This is a genomic window from Plantibacter auratus, assembly GCF_050587365.1.
GTDB lineage: Bacteria > Actinomycetota > Actinomycetes > Actinomycetales > Microbacteriaceae > Plantibacter > Plantibacter auratus.
The window spans coordinates 306,511-329,884 of the sequence record NZ_JBOBFV010000002.1 but is presented as its reverse complement, the minus strand read 5'-3'; the positions used below and the strand labels follow the sequence as shown (position 1 = coordinate 329,884).

The 23,374-nt window shown below is 69.7% G+C and carries 27 protein-coding genes; 16 read left to right on the top strand and 11 right to left on the bottom strand.

The features are described 5' to 3' along the window. The first annotated feature begins 30 nt into the window (after positions 1-30). Genes ACQ3HE_RS08695 through ACQ3HE_RS08675 form a run of 5 tightly spaced genes read left to right on the top strand, consistent with a single transcriptional unit; the run spans position 31 to position 6,040 of the window. Positions 31-903, top strand: coding sequence for an ABC transporter ATP-binding protein (locus ACQ3HE_RS08695; RefSeq protein ID WP_430892251.1), 873 nt, complete (start codon positions 31-33; stop codon positions 901-903). After that, complete coding sequence (locus tag ACQ3HE_RS08690; RefSeq protein ID WP_056009243.1) at positions 900-1,697, top strand: ABC transporter ATP-binding protein; 798 nt, start codon at positions 900-902, stop codon at positions 1,695-1,697. Before ACQ3HE_RS08695 ends, ACQ3HE_RS08690 begins: the two co-directional genes overlap by 4 nt. Next, positions 1,694-2,677, top strand: a complete 984-nt coding sequence (locus tag ACQ3HE_RS08685; protein WP_430892249.1) for an ABC transporter permease — start codon at positions 1,694-1,696, stop codon at positions 2,675-2,677. Before ACQ3HE_RS08690 ends, ACQ3HE_RS08685 begins: the two co-directional genes overlap by 4 nt. Before the next feature lies 1 nt (position 2,678). Further along, positions 2,679-3,731, top strand: a complete 1,053-nt coding sequence (locus ACQ3HE_RS08680; RefSeq protein WP_430892247.1) for an ABC transporter permease — start codon at positions 2,679-2,681, stop codon at positions 3,729-3,731. Beyond that, a complete protein-coding gene (locus ACQ3HE_RS08675; protein WP_430892245.1) occupies positions 3,728-6,040 on the top strand; it encodes an exo-beta-d-1,3/1,6-glucosidase in 2,313 nt (770 codons plus the stop codon). Before ACQ3HE_RS08680 ends, ACQ3HE_RS08675 begins: the two co-directional genes overlap by 4 nt. 79 nt (positions 6,041-6,119) lie before the next feature. Here ACQ3HE_RS08675 and ACQ3HE_RS08670 read toward each other — a convergent pair whose 3' ends face one another. From ACQ3HE_RS08670 to ACQ3HE_RS08660, 3 genes are all read right to left on the bottom strand, one after another. Continuing rightward, entirely contained in the window at positions 6,120-6,422 is a 303-nt protein-coding gene (locus ACQ3HE_RS08670; RefSeq protein ID WP_085512050.1) for a DUF7882 family protein, read from the bottom strand. Between the two features lie 180 nt (positions 6,423-6,602). After that, positions 6,603-6,869, bottom strand: coding sequence for a hypothetical protein (locus tag ACQ3HE_RS08665; protein WP_086472956.1), 267 nt, complete (start codon positions 6,867-6,869; stop codon positions 6,603-6,605). After that, a complete protein-coding gene (locus tag ACQ3HE_RS08660; RefSeq protein WP_064297077.1) occupies positions 6,866-7,186 on the bottom strand; it encodes a DUF7882 family protein in 321 nt (106 codons plus the stop codon). The genes ACQ3HE_RS08665 and ACQ3HE_RS08660 overlap by 4 nt, the downstream gene beginning before the upstream one ends. A gap of 193 nt (positions 7,187-7,379) precedes the next feature. On the opposite strand from ACQ3HE_RS08660, the gene ACQ3HE_RS08655 reads away from it, so the two are divergent. Beyond that, entirely contained in the window at positions 7,380-7,943 is a 564-nt protein-coding gene (locus ACQ3HE_RS08655; protein WP_229939520.1) for a Dps family protein, read from the top strand. A gap of 92 nt (positions 7,944-8,035) precedes the next feature. Here the strand turns inward: ACQ3HE_RS08655 and ACQ3HE_RS08650 are convergent, their stop codons facing one another. Continuing rightward, a complete protein-coding gene (locus ACQ3HE_RS08650; protein ID WP_255377977.1) occupies positions 8,036-8,164 on the bottom strand; it encodes a hypothetical protein in 129 nt (42 codons plus the stop codon). A 117-nt stretch (positions 8,165-8,281) separates the two neighbouring features. Between ACQ3HE_RS08650 and ACQ3HE_RS08645 the strand changes: the two genes are divergently transcribed. Next, on the top strand, positions 8,282-9,460 hold the full coding sequence (locus ACQ3HE_RS08645; RefSeq protein ID WP_086472958.1) for an aromatic acid exporter family protein: 1,179 nt from the start codon (positions 8,282-8,284) through the stop codon (positions 9,458-9,460). 21 nt (positions 9,461-9,481) lie between these two features. On the opposite strand, the gene ACQ3HE_RS08640 is transcribed toward ACQ3HE_RS08645, so the two are convergent. Continuing rightward, complete coding sequence (locus tag ACQ3HE_RS08640) at positions 9,482-10,321, bottom strand: SDR family oxidoreductase (RefSeq protein ID WP_159877347.1); 840 nt, start codon at positions 10,319-10,321, stop codon at positions 9,482-9,484. A gap of 186 nt (positions 10,322-10,507) precedes the next feature. Between ACQ3HE_RS08640 and ACQ3HE_RS08635 the strand changes: the two genes are divergently transcribed. From ACQ3HE_RS08635 to ACQ3HE_RS08625, 3 genes are all read left to right on the top strand, one after another. After that, complete coding sequence (locus tag ACQ3HE_RS08635) at positions 10,508-12,292, top strand: glycoside hydrolase family 15 protein (protein ID WP_430892243.1); 1,785 nt, start codon at positions 10,508-10,510, stop codon at positions 12,290-12,292. A gap of 130 nt (positions 12,293-12,422) precedes the next feature. Further along, entirely contained in the window at positions 12,423-13,331 is a 909-nt protein-coding gene (locus ACQ3HE_RS08630; protein WP_430892241.1) for an SMP-30/gluconolactonase/LRE family protein, read from the top strand. Between the two features lie 58 nt (positions 13,332-13,389). After that, positions 13,390-14,286, top strand: coding sequence for an SDR family oxidoreductase (locus tag ACQ3HE_RS08625; RefSeq protein ID WP_085512035.1), 897 nt, complete (start codon positions 13,390-13,392; stop codon positions 14,284-14,286). A gap of 95 nt (positions 14,287-14,381) precedes the next feature. On the opposite strand, the gene ACQ3HE_RS08620 is transcribed toward ACQ3HE_RS08625, so the two are convergent. The 3 genes from ACQ3HE_RS08620 to ACQ3HE_RS08610 are packed head-to-tail and all read right to left on the bottom strand — an operon-like array spanning position 14,382 to position 16,148. Then, positions 14,382-15,461 carry a YihY/virulence factor BrkB family protein gene (locus ACQ3HE_RS08620; RefSeq protein ID WP_430892239.1) on the bottom strand — a complete coding sequence of 360 codons (1,080 nt, stop codon included), beginning with the start codon at positions 15,459-15,461 and terminating at the stop codon, positions 14,382-14,384. Beyond that, entirely contained in the window at positions 15,454-15,696 is a 243-nt protein-coding gene (locus ACQ3HE_RS08615; protein ID WP_064297084.1) for a DUF3618 domain-containing protein, read from the bottom strand. The genes ACQ3HE_RS08620 and ACQ3HE_RS08615 overlap by 8 nt, the downstream gene beginning before the upstream one ends. Continuing rightward, the gene (locus ACQ3HE_RS08610) at positions 15,693-16,148 is read right to left on the bottom strand and encodes a phage holin family protein (protein WP_071261765.1); all 456 of its coding nucleotides are present in this window, start codon (positions 16,146-16,148) and stop codon (positions 15,693-15,695) included. Before ACQ3HE_RS08610 ends, ACQ3HE_RS08615 begins: the two co-directional genes overlap by 4 nt. 167 nt (positions 16,149-16,315) lie before the next feature. Between ACQ3HE_RS08610 and ACQ3HE_RS08605 the strand changes: the two genes are divergently transcribed. Together ACQ3HE_RS08605 and ACQ3HE_RS08600 are read left to right on the top strand one after the other, a co-directional pair. Then, positions 16,316-17,230 (top strand): VOC family protein, encoded by a 915-nt coding sequence (locus tag ACQ3HE_RS08605; protein WP_285038501.1) that lies wholly within the window; start codon positions 16,316-16,318, stop codon positions 17,228-17,230. Continuing rightward, complete coding sequence (locus ACQ3HE_RS08600) at positions 17,227-17,859, top strand: alpha/beta hydrolase (protein WP_430892237.1); 633 nt, start codon at positions 17,227-17,229, stop codon at positions 17,857-17,859. Before ACQ3HE_RS08605 ends, ACQ3HE_RS08600 begins: the two co-directional genes overlap by 4 nt. 17 nt (positions 17,860-17,876) lie before the next feature. On the opposite strand, the gene ACQ3HE_RS08595 is transcribed toward ACQ3HE_RS08600, so the two are convergent. Beyond that, a complete protein-coding gene (locus ACQ3HE_RS08595; RefSeq protein WP_430892235.1) occupies positions 17,877-18,341 on the bottom strand; it encodes an Lrp/AsnC family transcriptional regulator in 465 nt (154 codons plus the stop codon). Between the two features lie 106 nt (positions 18,342-18,447). On the opposite strand from ACQ3HE_RS08595, the gene ACQ3HE_RS08590 reads away from it, so the two are divergent. From ACQ3HE_RS08590 to ACQ3HE_RS08580, 3 genes are all read left to right on the top strand, one after another. Then, positions 18,448-18,921, top strand: a complete 474-nt coding sequence (locus tag ACQ3HE_RS08590; protein WP_430892234.1) for a DUF2000 domain-containing protein — start codon at positions 18,448-18,450, stop codon at positions 18,919-18,921. 59 nt (positions 18,922-18,980) lie between these two features. Then, positions 18,981-19,679: a Pr6Pr family membrane protein gene (locus ACQ3HE_RS08585; RefSeq protein ID WP_191940342.1), complete on the top strand. Its 699-nt coding sequence runs from the start codon at positions 18,981-18,983 to the stop codon at positions 19,677-19,679. Positions 19,680-19,753: 74 nt separating this feature from the next. Next, entirely contained in the window at positions 19,754-20,239 is a 486-nt protein-coding gene (locus tag ACQ3HE_RS08580; RefSeq protein WP_430892232.1) for an SRPBCC family protein, read from the top strand. A gap of 8 nt (positions 20,240-20,247) precedes the next feature. Here ACQ3HE_RS08580 and ACQ3HE_RS08575 read toward each other — a convergent pair whose 3' ends face one another. Both ACQ3HE_RS08575 and ACQ3HE_RS08570 read right to left on the bottom strand, forming a co-directional pair. Continuing rightward, complete coding sequence (locus ACQ3HE_RS08575) at positions 20,248-21,000, bottom strand: YqjF family protein (RefSeq protein ID WP_430892230.1); 753 nt, start codon at positions 20,998-21,000, stop codon at positions 20,248-20,250. Next, positions 20,997-22,205 (bottom strand): FAD-dependent monooxygenase, encoded by a 1,209-nt coding sequence (locus ACQ3HE_RS08570; RefSeq protein ID WP_430892228.1) that lies wholly within the window; start codon positions 22,203-22,205, stop codon positions 20,997-20,999. The genes ACQ3HE_RS08575 and ACQ3HE_RS08570 overlap by 4 nt, the downstream gene beginning before the upstream one ends. 129 nt (positions 22,206-22,334) lie before the next feature. Between ACQ3HE_RS08570 and ACQ3HE_RS08565 the strand changes: the two genes are divergently transcribed. Next, on the top strand, positions 22,335-23,318 hold the full coding sequence (locus tag ACQ3HE_RS08565) for an alpha/beta fold hydrolase (RefSeq protein ID WP_124768512.1): 984 nt from the start codon (positions 22,335-22,337) through the stop codon (positions 23,316-23,318). Positions 23,319-23,374: the final 56 nt, after the last annotated feature.

Genomic DNA, 23,374 nt, shown 5'->3' with positions numbered 1-23,374 from the left:
CTCTTCATCAGCACAGAACGGACTCATGCAGTGACCAACGACGACCTGCTGACGGTGTCCTCCTTCAGCGTCACCTACGACGTGGAACCACCCGTCGAAGCCGTGCGCGACGTCTCGCTCACCCTCGGCCGCGGCGAGATCCTCGGCCTGGCCGGCGAGTCCGGCTGCGGCAAGACCACCCTCGCCTACGGCCTGCAACGGCTCCTCAAACCACCGGCGGTCATCACGGGCGGGACCGCCGTCTTCCACGACGAGTCCGGCGAGGACATCGACCTCGGCCGGCTCGGCGAGGAGGAGATGCGCGCGTTCCGCTGGGACAAGGCCTCCATGGTGTTCCAGGGAGCGATGAACGCCCTCAACCCGGTCACCTCCATCGGGCGGCAGCTCGACGACGTCTTCACCACGCACCGCCGAGGCATGTCCCGCGCCGAACGCCGTGAGGAGGCGGGCAAGCTGCTCGACATCGTCGGGGTCGGCCGCGACCGCCTGAAGTCCTACCCCCACGAGCTCTCCGGCGGCATGCGTCAGCGGGTCATGATCGCGATGGCGCTCGCCCTGAAGCCGCAGTTGATGATCATGGACGAGCCGACCACCGCGCTCGACGTGCTCGTGCAGCGCGAGATCCTCCAACAGATCTCCGAGCTCCGCACCGAGTTCGGGTTCTCGGTCATCTTCATCACCCACGACCTCCCGCTGCTCCTCGAGATCTCCGACCGCATCGCCGTCATGCGTGCCGGCCGGCTCGTCGAGATCGACACGGCGGAACGCATCTACCGACAGGCGAAGGACCCGTACACGCGGAAGCTGCTCGCGTCCTTCCCGAGCCTCACCGGCGAGCGCGGCGACTTCGTCCGTGGGACCGGTGGCGCCACGTCGGCCACCCAGGCAGGAGTGACCGCATGACCACCCTCGAGTTCTCGCACGTCTCGAAGCGCTACCGGGTCCGTGGTTCCGGCCACATGCTCGCGCTCGACGACGTCAGTTTCACCCTGCGGTCCGGCCAGACGCTCGCCCTCGTCGGACAGTCCGGCAGTGGCAAGTCGACCATCGCGAAGATCCTCACCCAGTTGGAGCGCGCGACGAGCGGCGACATCCTGCTCGACGGCAAGGCCATCCCGCGTCGTGGTCGTGCACTCCGCCGCTACCGCCAGCAGGTCCGCATGGTCTTCCAGGACCCGTTCGCCTCGCTGAACCCGTCGCACACGATCCGTCACCACCTGGAGCGACCGCTGCGCCTCGACCACGTCGTCCCCGAGGCCGAGGTCGAGGACGAGGTGCACCGCCTCCTCGAGCGCGTGCAGCTCGACCCGGCCGGCACGATCGACCGCCGGCCCCACGAACTGTCCGGCGGTCAGCGCCAGCGGGTCGCCATCGCCCGCGCACTCGCGTCGCGTCCGTCCCTCCTCATCGCCGACGAGCCGGTCTCGATGCTCGACGTCTCCATCCGGCTGGGTGTCCTCAACCTCCTGGCCGAGCTGCAGCGCGAGTCGCAACTCGGCGTGCTCTACATCACGCACGACCTCGCGACCGCGCGGCACTTCAGCGACGAGATCATGGTCCTGCACCACGGCGAGGTGGTCGAGCGGGGCCCGGCCGACGACGTGATCCTCCGCCCGCAGCACCCCTACACGCTCGCCCTCCGCAACGCGTCGCCCGACCCCGACCGCCACTTCGCGGGAACGGAGACCATCGCATGACCTTCTTCCTTCGTCGCGCCGCCTTCTACGCGTTCACCGCGTGGGCCGCGATCACGATCAACTTCTTCCTGCCGCGGATGCTCAAGGGCGACCCGGTGTCGGCGTACATCGCGAAGAACCAGGGCCGCATCAGCCCCGAGGCGGCGGACTCGCTCCGCACCCTGTTCGGACTCGACGCCGACAAGTCGATGCTCGAGCAGTACCTCGATTACTGGCGGTTGCTCTTCTCGGGCGACCTCGGACGGTCCTTCTCGAAGGGCCTCGCCCCGGTCACGGACGTGATCGCCGCCGCTCTGCCCTGGACCGTGGGCCTCGTCGGGATCGCGACGATCCTGTCGTTCGTCCTCGGCACGTCCATCGGCGCCCTCATCGGGTGGCGACGCGGCAGCAAGGCGGACTTCATCGTCCCGCTGTCCACCTTCTTCTCGACGGTGCCGTACTTCTGGATGGGCCTCATCGCGATCGCGGTGTTCTCCACCCTCCTCGGCTGGTTCCCCGCCTCCCACGCCTACGGCAAGGGGTCGAGGCCGGAGTTCTCGCTCGACTTCATCGGGCAGGTGATCGCGCACGGCTTCCTCCCGGCGGCGACGATCGTGCTCGCCTCGCTCGGCGGCTGGATCCTCGGCATGCGCAACATGATGGTCACCGTCCTCGACGAGGACTACGTGACCGTCGCCCAGGCGAAGGGCCTGCCGACCAGTCGGGTGCTCGTCGACTACGCGGCGCGCAACGCGATGCTGCCGCAGCTGTCGAGCTTCGCCCTGTCGCTCGGCTTCATCGTCGGCGGCACGATCGTCATGGAGATGGTCTTCTCCTACCCGGGCGTCGGCAAGCTCCTGCTCGACGCCACGACGGCGAAGGACTACCCGCTCATGCAGGGGCTCTTCCTCGTCATCACGCTCACCGTCCTCGTCGCGAACATCCTGGCCGACGTCGCCTACGCGGTGCTCGACCCCCGCACCCGCCAGATGGAGTCCTGACATGACCATCCCCACCACCGAGGCCCTCGCCACCGCCGAGGCGCCCAAGCCGACGCCCACAGGCCGCTCGCTCGCGGCCCGGTTCGCGTCGTCGTTCGCGATGTTCCGGAACGGCAAGTCGATCGCGGGGCTCTGCATCCTCGGGTTCTTCGTCCTCGTCGCGGTCTTCGGCGACCTCATCGCGCCGTACGGCCCGCTCGAGAAGGACTTCACCGCGTTGCGTCAGGCCCCGTCGGCCGCGCACCTGCTGGGCACCACGCACATGGGCGAGGACGTGCTGAGCCAGCTGATCTACGGCACCCGCGGCGTGCTCCTCGTCGGCTTCCTGGCCGGGATCTTCGCGACGATCATCGCCGTCGCCATCGGGGTCACCGCCGGGTATGTCTCGGGGTTCACGAGCGAGTCGCTGTCCGCGCTGACGAACGTCTTCCTCGTCATCCCGGGGCTCCCGCTCATGATCATCGTGGCGTCCCAGTACGACAACCCGAGCCTGTTCCTCATCGCCGGTGTCCTGGCGCTCACCGGGTGGGCGTGGGGCGGCCGGGTGCTCCGCGCGCAGACGATGTCGCTGCGGAACCGTGACTTCATCCAGGCGGCGAAGGCGAACGGGGAGCCCCTCTTCCGGATCATCACCGTCGAGATGCTGCCGAACCTGACCGCCATCATCGCCTCGAGCTTCGTCGGCACGGTGACCGCTGCAGTGCTCGGGCTCACCACGCTTGCGTTCATCGGCGTCATCCCCATCACGAACCTCAACTGGGGCACCATCCTGTTCTGGGCGCAGCAGAACGGTGCGTTCCCCGACTTCTGGTGGTGGTACGTGCCCGCCGGTGTCTGCATCGCCCTGCTCGGTGTCGCGCTGTCGCTCATCAACTTCGGGATCGACGAGTACGTGAACCCGAGACTCCGCTCGGCGGGTGAACGCGCCAGAGCCCTCCGCAAGCGAGGCATCAAGCCCGGGGCGAGTGTCACCGCCGTCCGCACCGAGACGACCGGCCCGTCCACGATCACCGACACGACCCACACCGAACGCGCTGGAGCCACCGAACGATGAAGACCGACACCGCCCGCCACCTCGAGGACGCCCGCTACCTCGACCCCGCGCTGCCGATCGCGGCCCGCGTCGACGACCTCGTCGAGCGGATGACCGTCCGCGAGAAGGTCGGGCAGATGATGCAACTCGACGCGCGCGACGACATCGACGCCCACGTCCTCGAGACGCACGTCGGCTCGATCCTGCACGCCTCGCCGGAGCGTCTCGCGGTCGCCCATGAACTCGTCGGGCGGACGCGACTGCGGATCCCGCTGATCGTGGGGGAGGACTGCATCCACGGTCACTCCTTCCACCTCGGCGCGACGATCTTCCCCACGCAACTGGCCATGGCCGCGAGCTGGGACGCGGGGCTGCTCGAACGGGTCGCCAGGGCCACAGCCGTCGAAGTCGCTGCGACGGGTGTCCACTGGACGTTCTCGCCGGTGCTCTGCATCGCGCGCGACCTCCGCTGGGGACGTGTCGGCGAGACCTTCGGTGAGGACCCGTTCCTCATCGGTGAGCTGGCCTCCGCGATGGTGCGCGGCTACCAGGGCGACGGCCTGTCCGACCCGACCGCCATCCTCGCGACGGCCAAGCACTTCGCCGGCTACTCCGAGACGCAGGGCGGGCGCGACGCGAGCGAGGCCGACATCTCCCCGCGCAAGCTGCGGTCATGGTTCCTCCCGCCGTTCGAGCGGGTCGCCCGCGAGGGCTGCGCCAGCTTCATGCTCGGCTACCAGTCGATCGACGGGGTGCCGATCACGGTCAACGAGTGGCTGCTCAACGACGTCCTGCGCGGTGAGTGGGGGTACGAGGGGACCCTCATCACCGACTGGGACAACGTGGGCCGCATGGTGTGGGAGCAGCACGTCAGCCCGGACTACGTGCACGCCTCGGCAGCCGCGATCCGTGCCGGCAACGACATGGTGATGACCACCCCAGGCTTCTTCGCGGGCGCCCTGGAGGCGCTCGAGCGCGGGCTGCTCGAGGAGGCAGACCTCGACCGCGCCGTCCGTCGCATCCTCACCCTGAAGTTCGCGCTCGGCCTGTTCGAGCACCCGCGGCACCCGGACGCCGCCGAGCAGCTCGCGGTGATCGGCTCGCCGGAGCACACCGAGCTCAACCTCGAGACCGCGCGGCGTTCCCTCGTCCTGCTCCGCAACGAGGGCGTGCTGCCGCTCGCCGGCGGCTACCGGGCGGACGAGGCTGGCAGGGCGATCGTGACGCCCGAGGCCGGGCCGCAGCGCATCGCCGTCGTGGGTCCGCTCGCGGACGACGCGCAGATGCAGCTCGGCGACTGGGCGGGCAACTCCGGCCAGGCCGGTTGGCTGCCCGACGGCCAGCCGCGCGAGATGATCACCACCGTGGTCGACGGCCTGCGTGCAGTCGCACCCGCCGGGAGCACGGTCACGACCGCGTTCGGAGCGGACATCCTCACGCTGTCACCCGACTCCGCGGGGGCGACCTTCCCCGACGGTCAGCCGCGCCCGCCGCTCGTCACGCCCGCGCGACCCGACGAGGCGCTCATCGCGGAAGCCGTCGCGCTGGCCGAGGACGCCGACGTGGTCGTCGCCGTCGTGGGCGACCGCATCGAACTCGTGGGGGAGGGCCGCTCCACCGCGACGCTCGAGCTCATCGGCGGACAGGTGGCACTGCTCGACGCCCTGGCCGCCACCGGCAAGCCGCTCGTCGTGGTCCTGCTCGCCTCGAAGCCGCTCGTGCTGCCGCCGTCCGCGCTGCACGCCGACGCGATCGTGTGGGCGGCGAGCCCCGGCATGCAGGGTGGCCGCGCGATCGCGGAACTCCTACTCGGTCTCATCGAGCCGACCGGTCGCCTGCCGCTCTCCTTCGCGCGGCACGCCGGCCAGCAGCCGACGTACTACAACCAGATCCGCGGACAGCACGGCGACCGCTACGCCGACCTCACCCAGGAGCCTGCGTTCGCGTTCGGCGACGGACTGTCCTACTCGAGCGTCGAGTACGGGGAGCCGCGCCTCGACCAGGTCGTCCACGGACGTGGCGACACCCTGCGCGCCGAGGTCGAGGTGCGCAACAGCGGATCGCGGCCCGTCCTCGAGACGGTCCAGGCGTACGTCAGCGACCTCGTCACCTCGGTGAGCTGGGCAGACCAGGAGCTGAAGACGTTCCGTCAGGTCGCGATCCAACCGGGCGACACGGCGACGGTCACGATCGAGCTGCCCGTCGCCGACTGCTCCATCGTCGACGGGAGGGGACGACGGGTCGTCGAAGCGGGCGAGTTCGAGCTGCGGGTGGGCGGCTCGTCACGGGCCGATGCGCTGCACGCGGTCCGCTTCACGATCGCCGACTGAGCCGTCGGCCGCCGGGACCCTCACGGGGCCGCACGAAGTCCCTCCTGTTTCGTGCGGCGCCCGTGAGAGCTCGCGACGACTACGCCAGTTCGTCCGCGTCAGCGCGGACGGTGACCTCGCCGCCGTTGGCGCCGTGCATGAGGTCCTCGAGCAGGGGCCGGTCCATCTCGAACGTCTCGTCCGAGTCGAAGCTGAACTGCAGCGGGATCGACGGGTGCAGCCAGAGCGTGACGCGGCCGCGTTCCGTCGAGGTGTCGCGCAGGGTCACCGAGAACGACTCGTTCCGGCGGAGCTTCATGAGGGTGATGGTCTTGACGTGAGCCAGCATCCGGTCTTCGAGGTGGAACCGGTTCTCGCCCGTTCCGTACACGATCGCGCCCATGTGGATTGCCCTTCTCCGGACCTCCGACGGTCGACACGGCGAGATGCGCCAGTGTCGAGCGGCCAGCCTGGAGACCCACTTCAACGTCCGCCGAACAAGTGTAGGAAACTTGAAATCGTCGCTCTGAACTGTTGATTTCCGAGTGTCGGCTGCGCTATGCGCGCGTGACCGCTGGGCCGGTCAGGACAGCAGGTCGGGGTCCTGTCCTTGGGGGAGCGCCGAGGACGGGGTGTCCTGGGAAGGGCCGTCCGGTGTGCCCATCGCGATGCCGATCCCGGGGCCGATCAAGATGGTGATGGGCTCCAGCTGACCCTCACCGCGGTCGACCTGCAGCCACCGGAACTGTCCGGCGGAGATGCTGTCGAGCACCTCGGCGCGGAACTCGTCCGGATCCTCGACGGCGATCGAGTACGGAAGTCCCTGGTAGACGATCTCCATGCGGCTCATGCGACTTGTCCTGTCCGGCTCGGAGCGGGCTCCGCGATGACCGAGAGGCCGTGGGCGGAGTTCGCCGTGACGTTCAGCGCGTCGATCCACGCGCGGTTGAGGTCGATCGGGACACTGCCCGAGTACTTGAAACGCAATGGCACCGAGGGGTGGATCCAGATGACGCTGCGCCCGTCGCCGGCGCGCGGGTCGTCCTTCCAACCGAAGTAGAAGGCCTCGTTCCGGCGGAGCTTCGCACCGATCACGAACTGCAGGTGCGCAAGCAGCCGGTCCTCGAAGGTGATCGAGACCTCAGAACCGTAGATCAGTTTTCCCATGGCGGGCCGTGCTCTCCTCGTCGTGCGTCATGCGGTATCGCTCTGCGCTGTGTGTTGCTTCACCTTAAGACTCTCGGCTCCGAAAACCCAGCTGACGGCCGCGCGGGCACGGATGGGATGCTTCGGCGTCGATGTCAAGGGCCCCGGGATCGACAGGTACGGTGCGTAACCTGCCGTGCAGGAGGTGCCAACCATGGCAACAGCAGAGAAGAACAGCAAGACCGAGAGCACGACCCGATCGGCTCCCGGAGGATCCGGGCCGAAGCCCACCCGTCGGCAGAACGCCGAGAAGGGCTTCGTCGCGTCGAAGGAACTCGACGCCAACATGCAGGCCGTCCTCGTCGACCTCATCGAGCTGTCGATCCAGGGCAAGCAGGCGCACTGGAACGTCATCGGACGCAACTTCCGCGACACGCACCTGCAGCTCGACGAGATCATCGACGCCGCTCGCGAGTTCAGTGACACCGTCGCGGAGCGCATGCGTGCCCTGCACGCCGTGCCGGACGGCCGCAGCGACATCGTCGCCGAGACCACGACGCTGCCCGAGTACCCGCAGGGCGAGATCGACACCTCGGAGACGATCGACCTGATCACCGTCCGACTCGAGGCGGTCGTCGGCACGATGCGTCGGGTCCACGACGACGTCGACGATGAGGACCCGACGAGCGCGGACATCCTCCACGCGATCATCCAGCAGCTGGAGCAGTTCGCGTGGATGATCAGCGCGGAGAACCGGACGGCGACCCGCAGTCGTTGACCTGCAGGCGGTGACCCTGGGCGGCGCCCGACGACCACGCGTCGTCGGCAGCGCCGCCCGGTCGTTCGTCGACGACCAAGGGCCGGCGACGACTACTCGTCGTCGGCGCCGCCACCCGACGCCGTGTCCTCGCCGTCGTTCGGCTCGGAACCGTCGGAGCCCGAACCATCGGGGATCTCTTCCGCGTCGGGACGTGAGGATGATGCAGATGCGTTCGTCATGTTCGCTTCCTTCCTGGTTGTCGCCATCGGAGATGACCAGACCAACGCTAGGCCGCGGAGCTGATCGGCGCGTGGGGGTTGACGCTTCGACAGGGCCAGACCAGCATGGCGGCTGTGATGAGCGGTGATGAGGTGACCGGGCGCGAGACCCCGACGGGGAGCATCCGCACACCGAAGCAACGGGTCGGCGCGTGGATCATGCCCGCGCTGCGTCCGTGGCGCCTCATGCTCGCACTCAAGGTGGCCATCGCGGCCACCGCCGCCTGGTTCCTCGGCAGCCTGCTCCCGGGCGAGCTCGGCGACTTCTCCTACTACGCACCGCTCGGCGCCCTCGTGAGCCTCACGCCGACGCTCATGGACTCGGTGCGCTCGAGCCTGCAGACCCTGATCGGTCTGGGCCTCGGCATCGGACTCGCTTGGCTGCTCATCATCTCTCCCGCGCCCGGCTGGGTGTCCGTCTCGCTGTCGGTGGGGCTCGGCACACTGCTCGCGGGCCTGCCGGGACTCGGACAGGGCCGTGACTACGTCCCGATCGCGGCGCTGTTCGTCATCATCATCGGCGGAGCGAACGCCAACGACTTCTCGGTCGGCTACCTCGTGCAGATGGCCCTCGGCGTGCTCGTCGGGCTCCTCGTGAACCTGCTCATCATGCCGCCGTTGTTCGTCCGCGAGTCGGCAGCGGGGATCTCGGCCGCGAGGTCGCGGATGGTCGGTGCGCTCCGGAGCATGTCGGACACCCTCCGATCCGAGTCGGCACCGACCCCGGACGACCCGCCGTCCTGGGACAGCTCGCTGCTCGCCATCCGGCACGACGTCGACGCAGCCCGCGGGCTGATGAAGGACGCCGCGGAGAGCCGCCGGGCCAATCCGCGCACGCGGTGGAACCGGCACGACTTCCGCGGGGATGAGGGGGCGCTCGCCGCCCTCGAACGGATCGCGCCGGTGGTCGTGGAGATCGGTGACGCCCTGCGTGCGGCGCTCTGGGGGATCCCGGTGCCGGTCGACCTCGACGAGGGCGTCCGGAGCGCGCTCGCCGATGCGATCGACGCCTCGGCCGACCTCGTCGAGGCCGCGATCGACGACGAGCGGCTCTCCGAGGCGCTGCGTGCCTCCGACCAGGCGCTGACGACGCTGCGACGGGCGGTGCGCTCGGCGCACGCGGGCGCGAACGGGGCGGCGGGTCGGGAGCCGGACGACGACGACCCGGCGGAGGATGCGGGCGGCGAGAACCTGCTGTTCGCGCTGCGCCGCATCCACGCCGAGATCGAACGCTCGGAGCGGTCGCCCGACGCCTGAGCGGCGCCCGGCGCGCGGTCCTCAGAGGATCGGCTTGCCGCCGGTCACCGCGATGACGGCGCCCGAGATGTAGCTCCCCTCGTCCGAGGCGAGCAGCACGTAGGGCGGAGCGACCTCGGCAGGCTGGCCCGGACGCCCGAGCGGGGTGTCCGTTCCGAACGACTCGACCGTCTCGGGCGGCATCGTCGACGGGATCAGAGGCGTCCAGATCGGGCCGGGGGCGACCGCGTTCACGCGGATCCCGTCGCCGCCGAGCATCTGGGCGAGCGAAGCGGTCATGCTCGCGAGCCCCGCCTTGGTCATGGCGTAGGGCATGAGCTGCGGCGACGGCGAGTCGGCCTGCACCGAGCTCGTCGCGATGATCGAGGAGCCCGGAGCCATGTGCGGGACGGCCGCCTTGCTCAGGTGGAAGAACGCGCTCAGGTTCGTGGCGAGCGTGTGGTCCCATTCCTCGTCCGGGATCTCGGCCAGGCTCTCCCGGGTCATCTGGTACGCGGCGTTGCTCACGAGGATGTCGACCTTGCCGAAGCGTTCGACCGTCGTGCGGACGATCTCACGGCAGTGCTCGGGGCTCGTGAGGTCCCCACCGATGCTGAGGGCGGTCCGGCCGGCCTCCTCGACCCAGCGGACCGTGTCGGCCGCGTCCTCGTCCTCGTCGAGGTAGCTGACGACGACGTCCGCCCCTTCGCGGGCGTAGGCGATGGCAACCGCCTTGCCGATACCGCTGTCGCCGCCGGTGATGATGGCGACCTTGCCCTCGAGTTTGCCCGAACCCCGGTAGCTGGTCTCGCCGTGGTCGGCCTGCGGCGTGAGCGCTCCCTCGGTCCCGGGCGGCTGCTGCTGCTGAGCGGGCTGGTTCATGGTGTTCCTCCCTGTGCTGCTGTGCGTGCCAGCATGCTGTGGTTGCGGTCCGTCCACCCAAGCCGATCCGAGCGATCCGCCTCCAGGGGTTGACGCCTGCCCGGCACCGGGCGTCCCGCGCTAGCAGCCGCGTGGCGGGGCCGCCAGCCCCGGCGATTCGGAGGCGCGGCTCGTAGGGTGAATCGCATGACCGCAGCTGGCGAGGATCTCCGTTCGTACGCACCGATCGGGGACGGCCGCACCGTCGCCCTCATCGGACTCCGAGGCCAGGTCGACTGGCTGCCGATTCCCGACCTCGGCTCCATGCCGGTGTTCGCCAGGCTCCTCGACGACGACTCCGGCGGGTGCATCGAGCTCGAGCCGGTCGGCGAGTACACCGTCACGAGACGCTACGTCTCCGGCACCAACGTGTTGCGCACGACCTTCACGACCGAGCACGGGCGCGCGACGATCACGGACGCACTCGTCACGGGTATCGCGGGGCGCCTGCCCTGGGCCGAACTCGCACGCCGGATCGACGGCGTCTCAGGCAGCGTCGAGTTCACCTGGCGCGTCCGGCCCGGGACCGCGCTGGGGACGGCCTCGCCCTGGATCGAGGACAGCACGCGCGGCCCCATCATCCGCTCCGGCGCGACGACGATCGCGGTCGTCGGCGACGAGTACGGGCCGGAGGCGGTCGAGGTCGACGGAGCCATGCCGACGGAGCTCTCCGGTCGCTTCACGACGACCGAGAAGTCCCGTCACCTGCTGATCATCGTCGCGACCCACGGTGAGCCGATCCACTTGCCGGTCCCGGCGAACGTCGACGTCGGCATCGATCGGACCATCGACAACTGGCGCGCCTGGTCCCGGGCCTTCTCCTACGAAGGCCCCTGGGCGGACCAGGTGCAGCGCAGTGCGCTCGCCCTGAAACTGCTCATCTTCAGTCCGACCGGTGCCATCGCCGCGGCCGCCACGACCTCGCTGCCGGAGAACCCGCGCGGGGCCAAGAACTGGGACTACCGCTTCGCCTGGGTGCGCGACCTCGCCTACACCGCGCACGCGCTCGTCCGCTTCGGTCTCCGTGAGGAGACGCACGCCGCCGTGTCGTGGCTGCTGCGCACCATCCGTGAGAACGGGCCGGAGCTGCACATCTTCTACGGACTCGAGGGCGGTGTGCCCGACGGAGTGGTCGAGCACGACGTCGCCGGCTGGCGTGGCATCGGTCCGGTGGTCAGTGGGAATCCGGCCCAGGGGCAGTTGCAGCTCGGCGTCTACGGCGACCTCTTCGCGATCTGCCGCACCTACGTCGACGCCGGCAACGTCCTCGATGTGGAGACCGGCCGTCTCCTCGCCGAGGTCGCCGACCGCACCTGCGACCTGTGGCGGAACCGCGACGCCGGCATGTGGGAGCTGCCCCAGGAGGAGCACTACGTGTCGTCGAAGATGGGCTGCTGGCAGGCGCTCGGCGACGCGGTGCACCTGGCGGAGCTCGGGCAGGTCGCCGGCAGTGCCGACCGCTGGCGCACCGAGCAGGCCCGCATCCGGGAGTGGATCGACGAGCACGGGTGGAACGAGGAGCGCGGGGCGTACGTCATGTTCCCCGGGAGCGACGACCTCGACGCCTCCGTGCTGCTGCACGCGATGAGCGGGTTCGACCGCGGTGACCGGATGTCCTCGACGATCGACGCGCTGACGGCCGAACTCGGCGAGGGGGCACTGCTGTACCGGTACTCGGGCGTGCAGCAGGAGGAGTACACCTTCGTCGCCTGTGCGTTCTGGCGGGCCTCCGCGCTCGCCTGCGTCGGTCGTCACGAGGAGGCGATCGCGGCCATGGACGAGCTCGTCGGCATGACCAACGACGTCGGGATCCTCGCCGAGATGATCGACCCGGCCGACGGCGCGCACTGGGGCAACCTGCCGCAGGCGCTGAGCCACCTCGCGCTCATCAACGCGGCCCTCACGATCAAGGAGCTCACCGAGCAGGATTGAGCTCTCCGGTCCCTGAGCTGCGCCGCACTGAGCCTGTCGAAGTGTGGAAGGGCACGCACGCGGGTACCCGCCCCATGCTGGGAAAGCAAGCCCCGCGGGGACACCCGTCCGGGTCCGTACCGTGGAGGCAATGGATGTTCACCCACAGGTCTTCCGAGACACCCCCGCGATCCTCGTCGAGAGCATCTGGTGGGACGCCCGCACCGACGAGGTCGTCTGGGTCGACATCACCGCGGGCACGCTGCACCGCGGACGGATGGACGGCGCCGTGGACGGCAGTGACGACCGCGTCACCGAGCTCCCACCGCCGCTGAGCGCCGTGCAGCCGCGTGCCGCCGGCGGCTACATCGCCGCACTCGGTGACCGCATCGTCACCCTCGACGACGACGGACTCATCGCCGAGACCCTGGCGAAGGTCGACCACGTCCACGCCGGCCTGCGCAGTAACGAGGCGAAGGTCGACCCGTTCGGCCGGTTCCTCGTCGGCTCCATGAACGTCACCACCGGCGAACCGAATGCCGCCCTGTACCTGCTCGACGACACCGGACTCCGCACGCTGCTCGGCGGCTTCGGCGTCACCAACGGCTTCGAGTGGTCCGACGACGGTCGCACCGTGTACGTGACCGACACCACCGTGGCGACGGTCTACCGGGCGAGCACGGGAGAAGACGGCCGACTCGGGCCGCTGGAGCCCTTCCTCGTCGGCTACGACTCCGACGGCCTCGCGCTCGACACCGACGGTCGATTCTGGAACGGCGTCAACGGCGGTGGTCGCGTGCTCCGGTGGAGCCCGGACGGCACCGTCGAGGACGAGCTGAGCGTGCCGGCCCCGGGCGTCACCTCGGTGGCCTTCGGCGGGCCCGAGCTCACGACGCTCTTCGTCGGGACGGCCCGCGAGAACCTCACCGAGGCGGATCTAGTGGACGCGCCACTCAGCGGCAGCATCTTCCGATTCGACGGCCTCGCGACCGGCCGACCCGTCAATTCCTACGGACGCCGATCGACCTCGGTGCCCGACCCGGCGACCGACCGCACCTGACCTGAACCATTCCGACCTGTCCGACCACGACCGAACACTGAACGAGAGGACCATCACCATGGCCAACGACCAGTACACCTTCACCGACCCGGCGAAGCTCTACGCCCACATCACCGCCGAGAAGCAGCACCAGCCCGAGCCGGGTCTCGACGCGAAGCTCGACCCGAAGGCCGACCTCGGCGAGGAGAGCTACCGCGGCTCGGGTCGCCTCACCGGCCGTAAGGCGCTCATCACCGGCGGCGACTCCGGTATCGGTGCCGCCACCGCGATCGCCTTCGCCCGCGAGGGCGCCTCGGTCGCTCTGTCCTACCTCCCGGAGGAGGAAGAGGACGCACAGCGCATCGCCGGCATCGTCCGCGAGGCCGGCGCCACCGTCCTCACCCTGCCGGGCGACCTGCGCGACCCGTCCTACTGCCGCGACCTCGTCGCGCAGACGGTCGAGGGCCTCGGAGGACTCGACATCCTCGTGAACAACGGCGGCAAGCAGATGTTCAACGAGGACCTCACCACCCTCACGGATGAGCAGTTCGACGACACCTTCAAGACCAACGTCTACGCGATGTTCTGGCTCTCGAAGGCCGCCCTCCCTCACCTTCCGGCCGGCTCGTCGATCATCAACACGACGTCGATCCAGGCGTACTCGCCCTCCGACATCCTCGTGGACTACGCGTCGACCAAGGCGACCATCAACGCCTTCACGAAGGCGCTGGCGCAGCAGCTCGCGCCCAAGGGCATCCGCGTCAACGCGGTCGCGCCCGGCCCCATCTGGACGCCGCTCCAGGTGTCGGACGGTCAGCCGCAGGACAAGATCGCCGAGTTCGGCGAGGACACCCCGCTCGGCCGCATGGGCCAGCCGGCCGAGCTCGCGCCCGCCTACGTGTTCCTCGCGTCGGCGGAGTCGAGCTACGTGCTCGGTGAGACCCTGAACGTCAACGGCGGTATGCCCACGCCGTAACCCCGTCCCACCCCACAGCAGCCCGCGAACTGTCAGTTCCGGCTAGTCAGACGCCGTCCGACTAGCCGTTTCTGACAGTTCGCGGGCTGTTTGGGTCAGTCCGTGCGGTCCGCTGCACGTCGGACGCGACGGCCCTCGAGGGCGTCCTTCGCGTCGCGGTCGGCGAGCGCCTTGATCGCGGCGTCCGACCGCAGGGGCAACTGCAGCTCCTGCTCCGCGGCGACACCCGAGGCGAGCTGGCGGCCACGCTGGATCTCGATGTCGAGCTGGGCACCGAACAGCAGTGCGAGGTTCGCGATCCAGATCCACAGCAGGAAGATGATGATGCCGGCGAGCGAGCCGTAGGTGGCGTCGTAGTTGCTGAAGTTGGCGATGTAGAAGCCGAACCCGACGGAGGCGATGAGCAGGATCAGGAGAGCGGTGAGCGCCCCGATGCTGATCCAACGGAACTTCTCCGGCTTGATGTTCGGCGTCGCTGAATACAGCACGGCGATGACGAAGACGAGCGCGGCGGCCATGACCGGCCACTTCGCGATCAACCAGACCGTGAGGCCCGTCTCACCGAGACCGACCGCCTGTCCGATGGCCTGCGCGACCGGGCCGGACACGATGAGTGCGAGGGCGATCACCGAGATGACGAGCAGGACGACGAGGGTCACGCCGAGCTGCGTCGGACGCAGCGACCAGATCTTGCGACCCTCCTCGACCCCGTACATGCGGTTGAGCGCGCGACCGAAGCCGCCCACGTAGCCGGATGCCGACCACACGGCACCGGCGATACCGGCGATGAGCGCGAAGCCGATCGCCGGTGACTCGACGAACTGGTTCACCGCGTCGGTCAGGAAACCGAGGCTGTCGCCCGGGGCGAGGTTGCCGACGATCTCGAGGAGGGCGTCGGTGCCGTTGCGGCTCTGCCCGAAGAGGCCGAGGATCGAGACGAGCGCCAGGACGGCCGGGAAGAGCGACAGGATCGCGAAGTAGGTGAGCCCCGCGGCGAGGTCGGTGCACTGGTTCGAGGTGAAGGAGTGCAGCGTCCGCTTCAGAACGTAGCCCCAGGGGACGGGGACGCGCTGCGGCTGCATCGTCTCCTCGGCGTCATCCGCGTGACGGTCCTTCGGATCGTCGGGCTGGCTCGCCTCGACGCGGTCCTGGCGCTGCTTGGTGGGTTCAGACACGGTGCCCTCGGTTCGCACGCCACAGCAGGACGCCGGCGCCGACGACCGCCACCGAGGCGACGACGATGGCGGTGGTGCGCAGGTGGTAGGCCACGGCGGTGCGGACGTCGAACTTCTGGAAGAGGAGGTCGAGCGTCTGTGCGAGGTGCTCACGCGTCTGCTCGACGTCGAGCTGCAGGGTGTTCAGCCCGGCGCCCTCGGGGGGAGTGGGGCGGGCGAGATCCTGGTCGCTCATGCTGCGGCCTCCTTGGTGTCGTGCTTCGAGTCGTGCTGCTGGTGCTCTGCGAGGTGGTCGCCGGTGAGGGCTTCGACACTGCGCTCGGGAACGGGCTTCGCGCCGGCCTTGAGCTTCTTGACGCCGACGAGCGCCAGGATCCCGGCGACGAGGATGAGGACGACGCCGACGATGAGGGCGGCGAGCCAGGCGGGGAGCACGGTGGCGAGTCCGAGGACGGCGGCCGCGATGAGCGTCCCGAAGCCGAAGAGCACGAGCACCAGGGCGACGACGAGCATCCCCGCGCCGATCCCGAGGTCCTTGGCCTTCTTCGTCATCTCCGCCTTGAACAGGGCGATCTCGCCGGTGACCAGGCGGACGACGTCCTCGCGGAGGTCGGTGAGGAGGGTCTTCATGGGAGGAAGTCCGCGGCGACTCCGTCTGCGGTCGGCCGCGCTGCTGGCATCGGTCATGTGAGCACTCTTCTCGTTGTGGTCCTCCAGCCCACACCCCTCGCGCGCGCGAGACAAGGGCTTGACAGGCGTGTCGGCCGATCGCGGAATACGACGACCCTGAATTGGTTACATCTACAAGTAAACGGGGTAGCCTGTACCGACCCCATCACCCGATCGGAGACCGAATGTCCGCTGTGCTCGACGAGCGTCTGCTCGCCCCGGAGACGTCGATGGGCGCGGTCACGCTCCGCGTCGGCGACCTCGACCTCATGTCCGGCTACTACGCCAACGCCTTCGCGATGGAGCCGCTCGAGGAGCGCAGCCGTGCCCGCGAGGTGCACCGGGTGCTCGGTCGTGGCGACACCCCGCTCGTGCGACTCGTGCACACGCCGGACCTGCCGGCCGTCGACCGGCGGCAGGCCGGCCTGTTCCACACGGCGTTCCTGTTCGAGGACGAATCGAGTCTCTCGGCGACGGTCTATCGGGCCGCGCAGGATCCCCGCGGACAGTTCGTCGGGTCGAGCGACCACTTCGTGAGCGAGGCGTTCTACTTCACCGACCCGGAGGGGAACGGCGTGGAGCTGTACACGGACCGCCCGCGCAGCAGCTGGGTGCGCTCGGGCGACCAGATCGCCATGACCACCACGTACCTCGACCCGAACGCCTACCTGCAGCGGCACCTCACGGAGGACGCCCTCGGCGCCGGGCCGTCGTTGGCCGGTGCCGTCGGGCACGTGCACCTGCAGGTCGGAGACCTCCAGACCGCCCGAGCCTTCTACGTCGACGCCCTCGGATTCGAGACGACGCAGACCGAGTACCCCGGCGCGATCTTCGCCTCCGCCGGCGGGTACCACCACCACATCGCGATGAACGTCTGGAACAGCCAGGGCGCCGGACCTCGCGCGGCCGCCCTCGGCCTCGGCGACGTGTCGATCACCGTCCCCGACCTCGCGAACCTCGATACGCTGGCCGCGAGGCTGCGCGCTCGCACGATCCCCTTCGACGCGGACGGTCGTTCCGTGACCGTCTCCGACCCGTGGGGGACCCGCGTGACCGTGGCGCTGCCCGACCTGTCGACCGAGGAGCTGCTGTCCCGATGACCACCGCACTGCGCGACGTCCGCTCCGTCGACTGGGCCGACGCCGCGTCGTCCGCTCCCGTCGTCGCGGTGCTCCTCCACGGCTACGGCTCGAACGAGCACGACCTCACCGGCCTCGTCGGGCCCCTCGCGCTCGGCATGCCCTGGGTGTCGCTGCGCGCGCCGCTCGAGATGGGACACGGCGGGGCGGCCTGGTTCGAGATCACGACGCCGGGCAACCCGGACCCGGAGCCGATCGCCCGCGCAACGGACGCCGTCTGGGGCTGGATCGACGAACACGTGTCGGCCGAGGCGCGCATCGTGCCCATCGGTTTCTCACAGGGCGGCTTCATGGCTTCGCAGCTGCTGCGCACCCGACCCGAGCGGGTCGGGGCGCCGGTGATCCTCGCCGGCTTCGTCCTGAGTGCACCACAGCCCGGCGACGAGGTGCTGGCGGCGACGAAGCCCGCGGTGTTCTGGGGACGGGGTCTCGAGGACCGGGTCATCGCCGCGCCGGCCGTCGCGCGCGCCGCAGCGTGGTTGCCGCTGCACACGACCCTCACCGAGCGCACCTACCCGGGGCTCGCCCACGGGATCGACCAGGCCGAGATCGACGACGTCCGTGGGTTCCTCGGCGAGCACGTCGGCTGATCTGTCGCCACAGTCGCTCAGGTCGTCGCCTCCGCGGGCATCACCACCTGCGGTCGCACGTGCTCGTAGACGACGCTCGTCCGGACGTCCGCAACCTCCTCGCGTTCGGTGAGCTTGTCGATCACGAAGGCGTAGAGCGCGTCGTTGTCGGTGACGGCGACCTGGAGCAGGAAGTCCTCGTTCCCGGAGACGACGAAGACGCCGATGGTCTCGGGGAGGGTGATCGCCCAGCTGCGGAACGCGTCGATGTTGACGCGCGACGGCGGTCGGATCCGGATCGCGATGAGCGCCTGGACCGAGCGACCGAGCGACGCCAGATCGACGTCGAGTCGCGCGCCGCGGATGACGCCGCGGCGGTACAGGCCCCGGGTCCGGTCGAGCGCAGTGGTGGGCGAGACGCCGACCGCGGCAGCGATGTCCCGGTTGGTGCGCCGTGCGTCGCGCTGCAGTTCGCGCAGGATCGCCGTATCAAGTTCGTCCATGCGGTCGATTGTGCCAGTTCGTCCGGACGATGTACGGGGTCGAATTCGTTGTGGTGCCGCTCGACATAGCCTGAGGATCGATTCACGTACGACATCAGGGAGAGACATGACGGAAGAACAATTCGTCGGCTTCGCGCCGGAGGAGATCGACACGGCGGCGCCCACGCGGTCCGCCCGGCTGAAGTGGGTCGTCGTCGTGCAGCAGGACCTCCCGGCCGGTCGAGCCGTGAATGCGGCGGCCTGCGTCGCGGCGGCGATCGGAGCACGGGTGCAGGGACTTCTCGGACCGGACGCCGTCGACGCCGACGGCTCGGCTCATCCCGGACTGCCGTGGGCCGGGTGCAGCGTGTTGACCGCTCCGGCCGAGCAACTGGCGGCGATCCGGACCAAGGCGGCGGGCTCGGACGGTGTGGTCGTCGTCGACATGCCGGAGGCGGCCCAGCTCACCCGGGTCTACGACGAGTACCTCGAGGCGGTGGCGGCGACCGCGTCGGAGGCCCTCGCCCCGCTGGCCGTCGCCCTGGTCGGGCCGCGCAACCGGGTGGACCGGATCGTCGGGCGACTGCCGCTGTTGGCCTGAAAGCGCATGCGTCAGGGCTTGGGGGAGGTGGGGTGCGGCGGGCTGGCTAGGGTTGGCGGGTGAGCACCACCGTCCATCCCACGCAGGTCGCGCCGTCCGCGGTCGTCGTCACCGCCAGCCGTGTGGTCTACCTCCTGATCGCCGTGATCATCGCGATCTCGCTCGTCATCCAGATCGTCCTCGTCATCACCGGCGGCGCCGACGCCCGCTCGGGTGGCGTGGACATGTCCGTCGGCCTCGCGACCCGCTTCGCACGTATCTTCAGTGCGTTCACGATCCTCAGCAACCTCATCGTGCTCGCGGTGTCCGTCCTGCTGGCGATCGACCCCCTGCGTGACGGTCGGCTCTGGCGGGTCGCGCGGCTCGACGCCCTGCTCAGCATCGTCATCACCGGCATCGTGTACGCGGTGGTGCTGGCGCCGCAGGTGAACCTCACCGGGTGGGCGCTCGTCATCACGATCGGGTTCCACTACCTGTCCCCGTGGCTCACGCTCGGCGCCTGGCTCGTGTTCGGTCCGCGTCCGCGCTTCACCTGGAGCACCGTCGCCTGGGCGTTCCTCTGGCCGCTCGCCTGGGTGGTCTTCACCTTCATCCGTGGCGGCATCACCGGCTGGTACCCCTACCCCTTCCTCGATGCGACGCAGCTCGGCTTCGACGGTGCCGTCCGGAACGCGCTCATGGTGCTCGTCGTCGCGATCGTGTTCGCCGTGCTGCTCAAGCTCGTCGACCGGGTGCTGCCCGCCGCGCTCCGTCGCTGAGGTGAGGCACCTGGTCGCCCGGCGGTGTTCCGGGCGACCATCTGCCTCACTTCGGCGCCGTGTCAGGATGGGGCATGCCCGTCGTCGAATCCCGCTGCACCGTGCCCGTCCCGCCCGACGTCGCGTTCGCGATCTCCCAGACGACGGGCGAGACCCGGATGCGCTGGGATCCGTTCATCCGGAGGCAGTACTTCCTCGACGGCGCGAAGGAGGCCGCCAAGGGCGTCCGCACCTTCACGGTCCAGCGGTTCGGGTTCCGGATGGTCAGCGAGTACGTGTCGTACCACCCGCCGACCAACGTCGGTATGAAGATGACGAAGGGCTCATGGTTCTTCGAGCGGCTCGCCGGCGGCTGGCGCTTCAGCCCGGTGGAGGGCGACGACCAGCGCACCCTCGCCGTCTGGCGCTACAACTCCACGTGCAAGCCGCGGTGGTTGGCGCCGATCGCCGAGCGCATCGGTGCGATCGTCCTGCAGCGCGACATCGACCGCCGCATCCGAGGCTTCGCGCGCGGCTGTGAGGATCCCGCCGTGCTCGCCGCGGTCGCTGCAGCGGACTGATCCGCCACTCAGCGGGCGAGGAACGAGCCGATCCCGAACCGGGCGGTCACGCCGGGGCTGAAGAGCACCGAGTCGGGCTCGTGCTCGACGACACCCGGGAGGCCCGCCGCCGCGCAGAGCTCGTCGCGCAACGACGTGACACGAGCCGGGTGCAGGACCCAGGGTTCGTGCTCGTTCGGCAACCACTGCGTCCGACCGAAGCGGCTCTGGAAGAGCCCCCACCGCGCCGTCAGGAACTGTGACAGCTCGTCGTCGACGGTCGTCGCCCGGTCGACGTCGACGCCGAGCTGGAAGCCCGGACCTCGTGTCGTCGGCGACATGGTGATCCGCCGCGACGCGTACTCCCAGCCGTCGTCCGTCGGCCGTTGCGCGGTCCGCGCCCACTGGTAGGGCAGGCCGAACATCGCGCGGGCAGCGAGGACCGCCGGCAGGCTCGACGCCTCGAGCGACCGGAACACGACGCCGCGACGCCCCTCGGCGTCGACCCCGTACAGCCGGACGTTCACCTCGGTGAAGGAACCGCCGATGGGCGACGGCGGCAGTGGGCCGATTCGCGCGTCGCCCAACTGGAAGGCGATCAGCCCGACCCAGGTGGAGCCGTCGACGACGTCGGGGACCACCCCGGGCGGCAGCAATGGCGCGACGGCGCTCGCCGGGACGCGCCAGTGGACGAACGCCAGGTCCCGCCATTCCTGCGCGGCGACGACCGGGCCGGACAGTGCCGGTGCGCTCGAGGCGATCGGCCTGGGCTCGCCGGTCATGCCAGGTGCTCGTACTCGGGCAGGTCGATCTTGTCGGCCGGCGGGGAGAACAACTGCGCACCGACGAGCTTCGCCGGCTTCGACCCGGCCACGCGGAGTGCGGTGCGGAACGCCGCGACGCCGGCCTTCGAGGTCGGGTTGGCGAGCTGCGGCGTACCCGGCGGCAGTGACTGGGCCTGCTCGACGTAGGGGCGCATGATCCGTTCGTACCCGCGGAAGGCGTCCCGGTGGTGCACGTGCGCCGCCAGCTCACCGGCCAGCACGTAGGCGCCGACGATCGACAGGCTCGTCCCCATACCGCTGACGGGCGACGCGCACCAGGCCGCGTCACCGAGCAGTGCGACCCGTCCGGATGCCCAGCGGGGCGTCCGGACCTGGCCGATGGACTCGTAGTAGACGTCGTCGCTGTCGTCGAGGTGCTCGAGGATCCGGTTCGTCTGCCAGGGGAGTCCGACGAACCGGTTCCTGAGATGCCGTCGCTGCGCGTCGAGGTCGCGGCGCGCGGGGACGACGCCGTCGCCGCGGTCGGACGTGACCTCCGTGAGGACGGCCCGGGTGGTGCCGTGCCGGTCGGGTCGGAGCGTGACGCTGCGGCCGCCGACGCCCGAGTACCACTGCCACCACGGCACGTCGGCGTCGTCGCGAGGGATCGTGAGGTAGGTCATCTCGAGGCCGAGGGACCGGGTCACCGCCTCGCCGGGGAAGGCCAGCTCACGGGTCGACGATCGGATGCCGTCCGCCGCGATCACGAGGTCGAACGCCTCATCCTCGCCATGTGCGAAGGACACGAGGACCCGTTCGCCGTCGTCGTCGAGCCCGGTGATGTGGTCGCCGTACCGATAGGTGGTGGTGCCGTCCGTCGCGTCGATGAAGATGCGGGCCAGGTCACCTCGGAGGATCTCGACCTCGGCGGTCGCGCCGTCGGTCTCGGAGTCCGACACCGGGAACTCGGCGATCGTCTCACCGGCGTCACCGACGAACCGGGTGCCGCGCTCGCCGGTGGTCGCCTCGCGTGCCGCGTCCTCGAGGCCCGCGCGTCGCAGGACCTCGCGAGCAGCGCCCCGCACGTCGATGTTCTGGCCGCCGTCGCGGAACGCCGGCGCGCGCTCGATGACCGTCGTCTCCCAGCCGTAGCGGTTCAGCCAGAACGCCAGGCCGGGGCCGGCGATGCTGGCTCCGGAGATCAGGACGCGGGGAACGGTCATCGTGGTGCCACCTCTCAGGGAGCGTGGGATTGCCGCTCCGGTCGCCTCCATCATCGCAATCGCCGATCCGAATCCCGCATGGTTGACAGCTCCGGCGGTGCAGACGCCGGCCGCTTGTACGCTGGGGGCATGTCGAGGATCGAACGCAAGCGTCGCAAGCGGAGTGTGCGGGTCGATCGCGTCTACGACGGCGACGTCTACGTCCGGGTCAACTCCGTGGGATCCAGCGGCGATCGCTCCTTCATCCTCATCCCCGGCATCGGTGTCTCGTCCACGTACTTCGAGCGCCTCGCGCCGCACCTCAACGAGTTCGGGCCGGTGCACGCACTCGACCTCCCCGGCTTCGGCGGGGTGCCGCACCCCTCGTCGACGCTCACGATCCGCGAGTATGCGGACCTCGTCGGTCGGGTCATCGACGAACTCGATCTCAAGGACCCGATCATCGTCGGCCACTCGATGGGCAGTCAGGTGGTCAGCGACCTCGTCTCCCGTCGCCCCGAGCTGTCGACCCTCATCCTCATCGGCCCGGTCGTCGTGCCCGGTCAGCGGCGGGTGCTCACCCAGGCGGTCCGGTTCCTGCAGTCGAGTTGGCACGAACCGCTCACCGTGAAGGTGCTCGCCGTCAGCGCCTACGTCTTCTGTGGCTTCAAGTGGTTCTCGCGGGTCCTGCCGGAGATGCTGACCTACCCGATCGAGGAGGCCCTGCCGAAGGTGCAGGCGCACACGCTCGTGATCCGCGGCGAGTACGACGCCGTCGCGCCGCGCGAGTGGGTGGAACGGGTCGGCGAACTCCTGCCCTCCTCACGCCTCTGGGAGATCCCAGGTGCTGCGCACTCCGTCATGTACGCGCACGCCGAGGAGGTCGCGAAGCTCTGCGTCGACCACGCCAGGCGCACGGTGGCGGACGGCGACGACGACCGACTCCAGGTCTACCCCGAGGACTCGGACGGGAGCGACGACAAGGAACCGGAGGCGCCGCAGCCCGCGGCCATCATCCAGGCCGTCGGAGGTCGGATCGAGGAGACGATCGGGATCGTCACCGACGACGACGACCGCGTGGCCGAGGGGAAGTCGCAGGTGGCCGACGCGGTCGCCTCCATCGACCACGACTGAGCGCTCGCTGAGTTGCGGCGGATCGTCGCTCAGCCTCGGGCCGGGCGACGAACCGC

Excerpts from the sequence above, each read along its gene's own strand:
- ACQ3HE_RS08665 (WP_086472956.1), bottom strand. The coding sequence starts at position 6,869 with ATGAGCCGCATGGAGATCGTCTACCAGGGACTTCCGTACTCGATCGCC.
- ACQ3HE_RS08630 (WP_430892241.1), top strand. The coding sequence starts at position 12,423 with ATGGATGTTCACCCACAGGTCTTCCGAGACACCCCCGCGATCCTCGTC.
- ACQ3HE_RS08615 (WP_064297084.1), bottom strand. The coding sequence starts at position 15,696 with ATGAGCGACCAGGATCTCGCCCGCCCCACTCCCCCCGAGGGCGCCGGG.
- ACQ3HE_RS08580 (WP_430892232.1), top strand. The coding sequence starts at position 19,754 with ATGCCCGTCGTCGAATCCCGCTGCACCGTGCCCGTCCCGCCCGACGTC.
- ACQ3HE_RS08570 (WP_430892228.1), bottom strand. The coding sequence starts at position 22,205 with ATGACCGTTCCCCGCGTCCTGATCTCCGGAGCCAGCATCGCCGGCCCC.
- ACQ3HE_RS08590 (WP_430892234.1), top strand. The coding sequence starts at position 18,448 with ATGACGGAAGAACAATTCGTCGGCTTCGCGCCGGAGGAGATCGACACG.
- ACQ3HE_RS08685 (WP_430892249.1), top strand. The coding sequence starts at position 1,694 with ATGACCTTCTTCCTTCGTCGCGCCGCCTTCTACGCGTTCACCGCGTGG.
- ACQ3HE_RS08645 (WP_086472958.1), top strand. The coding sequence starts at position 8,282 with ATGAGCGGTGATGAGGTGACCGGGCGCGAGACCCCGACGGGGAGCATC.
- ACQ3HE_RS08690 (WP_056009243.1), top strand. The coding sequence starts at position 900 with ATGACCACCCTCGAGTTCTCGCACGTCTCGAAGCGCTACCGGGTCCGT.
- ACQ3HE_RS08660 (WP_064297077.1), bottom strand. The coding sequence starts at position 7,186 with ATGGGAAAACTGATCTACGGTTCTGAGGTCTCGATCACCTTCGAGGAC.
- ACQ3HE_RS08575 (WP_430892230.1), bottom strand. The coding sequence starts at position 21,000 with ATGACCGGCGAGCCCAGGCCGATCGCCTCGAGCGCACCGGCACTGTCC.
- ACQ3HE_RS08610 (WP_071261765.1), bottom strand. The coding sequence starts at position 16,148 with ATGACCGATGCCAGCAGCGCGGCCGACCGCAGACGGAGTCGCCGCGGA.
- ACQ3HE_RS08625 (WP_085512035.1), top strand. The coding sequence starts at position 13,390 with ATGGCCAACGACCAGTACACCTTCACCGACCCGGCGAAGCTCTACGCC.
- ACQ3HE_RS08680 (WP_430892247.1), top strand. The coding sequence starts at position 2,679 with ATGACCATCCCCACCACCGAGGCCCTCGCCACCGCCGAGGCGCCCAAG.
- ACQ3HE_RS08640 (WP_159877347.1), bottom strand. The coding sequence starts at position 10,321 with ATGAACCAGCCCGCTCAGCAGCAGCAGCCGCCCGGGACCGAGGGAGCG.
- ACQ3HE_RS08605 (WP_285038501.1), top strand. The coding sequence starts at position 16,316 with ATGTCCGCTGTGCTCGACGAGCGTCTGCTCGCCCCGGAGACGTCGATG.
- ACQ3HE_RS08655 (WP_229939520.1), top strand. The coding sequence starts at position 7,380 with ATGGCAACAGCAGAGAAGAACAGCAAGACCGAGAGCACGACCCGATCG.
- ACQ3HE_RS08635 (WP_430892243.1), top strand. The coding sequence starts at position 10,508 with ATGACCGCAGCTGGCGAGGATCTCCGTTCGTACGCACCGATCGGGGAC.
- ACQ3HE_RS08600 (WP_430892237.1), top strand. The coding sequence starts at position 17,227 with ATGACCACCGCACTGCGCGACGTCCGCTCCGTCGACTGGGCCGACGCC.
- ACQ3HE_RS08670 (WP_085512050.1), bottom strand. The coding sequence starts at position 6,422 with ATGGGCGCGATCGTGTACGGAACGGGCGAGAACCGGTTCCACCTCGAA.
- ACQ3HE_RS08565 (WP_124768512.1), top strand. The coding sequence starts at position 22,335 with ATGTCGAGGATCGAACGCAAGCGTCGCAAGCGGAGTGTGCGGGTCGAT.
- ACQ3HE_RS08595 (WP_430892235.1), bottom strand. The coding sequence starts at position 18,341 with ATGGACGAACTTGATACGGCGATCCTGCGCGAACTGCAGCGCGACGCA.
- ACQ3HE_RS08675 (WP_430892245.1), top strand. The coding sequence starts at position 3,728 with ATGAAGACCGACACCGCCCGCCACCTCGAGGACGCCCGCTACCTCGAC.
- ACQ3HE_RS08650 (WP_255377977.1), bottom strand. The coding sequence starts at position 8,164 with ATGACGAACGCATCTGCATCATCCTCACGTCCCGACGCGGAAGAGATC.